Raw genomic sequence first — 2,009 nt, forward strand, 5'->3', positions numbered from 1 at the left:
GCACACCCGTGATGCAGAACTCGATGCCGCCGCGCTCCACTCAGGCACCGATGCCCGGCGGATCGACCTGCCCACATACCCCTTCCAGCGCCGTACCCACTGGTCGGCGGCGCTGAGTCACGGACACGCGGCCGGCGTCGTACGAGCCTCGACCGCTACCGAGAGCCGGGGGAACGACGAGATCCCGGAGAGTGCCGAGGCACTCCTTCGGGACCCGGCCGACGGGCCGCTCGCGGCATCCCCGGAGCCGGCGTCACCCGACCAGCTCGTCCGGCTGGTCCGCGAGACCACTGCCGCCGTCCTGGGCCACGACGACCCCGACGAGATCGTCCTCGACGGCACCTTCACCTCTCAGGGCCTGGACTCGGTGACCGCGGTCGAACTCCGAGACCTACTGAACCGGGCCACGGGGCTGACCCTCGCCGCCACGCTCGTCTACGAGCTGCCCACCCCGCGGGCCGTCGCCGATCACCTGTCGGCCGTGATGCTCGCGACGGACGCCGCGGACTCCGACGCCCACCGAACCGCCGCGGCGGCGACCACCCGGGGCGACGCGCGAAACGACGAGCCGATCGCCATCGTCGGAGTCGGCTCCCACTTCCCCGGCGGCGTGGACTCGCGCGCCGGCCTGTGGGACCTGCTGGCATCCGGCACCGACGCGATCTCGTCCTTTCCCACCGACCGTGGTTGGGATCTCAACGCGCTGTACGACCCCGAGCCCGGCATCCCCGGCACGACCTATGTGCGTCAGGGCGGCTTCCTGCACCAGGCGGCCGAGTTCGACGCGGAGTTCTTCGGCATCTCGCCGCGCGAGGCGACCGCCATGGACCCGCAGCAGCGGCTGCTGCTGGAGACCGCCTGGGAGGCGCTGGAGGACGCCGGAGTGTGCCCCGAGTCGCTGCGCGGCACCGACACCGGCGTGTTCATCGGCGCAGTCGCATCGGAGTACGGCCCGAGGCTCCACGAGGGAGCGGACGGGTACGAGGGCTACCTGCTCACCGGCACCACGGCGAGCGTGGCCTCCGGCCGGATCGCGTACACCTTCGGCACGCGCGGACCGGCGCTCACGGTGGATACCGCGTGTTCGTCGTCGCTGGTGGCGCTGCATCTGGCGGTGCAGTCGTTGCGCCGGGGTGAGTGCGATATGGCGTTGGCCGGCGGTGCCACGGTGATGTCCGGCCCCGGCATGTTCGTGGAGTTCTCCCGGCAGCGCGGGCTGGCGTCGGACGGGCGGTGCAAGGCGTTCTCCGCCGATGCCGACGGCACGGCCTGGTCCGAGGGCGTCGCCGTTCTGGCGCTGGAGCGTCTCTCCGACGCCCGCCGTGCCGGCCACCGGGTGCTGGCGCTGGTCCGGGGTAGCGCCGTCAACCAGGACGGCGCCAGCAACGGTCTCACCGCGCCCAGCGGTCCCGCACAGGAGAGTGTCATCCGTGAGGCGTTGGCCGATGCCGGTCTGGGGCCGGGCGATGTCGACGTCGTCGAGGCCCATGGGACGGGTACGGCGTTGGGTGATCCGATCGAGGCCGGGGCGTTGCTGGCTACGTATGGGCGGGAGCGGGTGGGGGATCCGCTGTGGTTGGGGTCGTTGAAGTCCAACATCGGGCACACCCAGGCCGCCGCGGGTGTCGCCGGTGTCATCAAGATGGTGGAGGCCCTCCGCCACGGCACGCTGCCGCGGACGCTCCACGTCGACCGGCCCAGCACACACGTCGACTGGTCTGCGGGCAGGGTGGAGTTGCTGGCTGAGGCGCGCCCGTGGCCGGTGCGGGCGGACCGCCCGAGGCGGGCCGCGGTCTCCGCCTTCGGTGTCAGCGGCACCAACGCCCATGTCGTCATTGAGGAAGCGCCTGCCGAGGTGTCGGCCGAGTCGGTGGCCGAGTCGCGGGTCAACTTGCCGGTTGCTGCTGCTGCGGCTGCTGACGCTGTTGTGGGTGCCGGGGTGTCTTCGGTTGTGGCGTGGCCGTTGTCGGCTCGTTCGGATGAGGCGTTGCGGGCGCAGGCGGTGCGGT

1 protein-coding gene is annotated in these 2,009 nt (G+C 72.0%); it reads left to right on the forward strand.

What is annotated here, in order from left to right; all coding sequences use genetic code 11:
* Positions 1-2,009, forward strand: a 2,009-nt coding sequence (locus AB0G35_RS37195) for a beta-ketoacyl synthase N-terminal-like domain-containing protein (RefSeq protein WP_360959206.1), incomplete at both ends; no start/stop codon positions are given.

The sequence above is a fragment of the Streptomyces sp. NPDC021749 genome (assembly GCF_040640655.1).
Classification (GTDB): Bacteria; Actinomycetota; Actinomycetes; order Streptomycetales; family Streptomycetaceae; genus Streptomyces.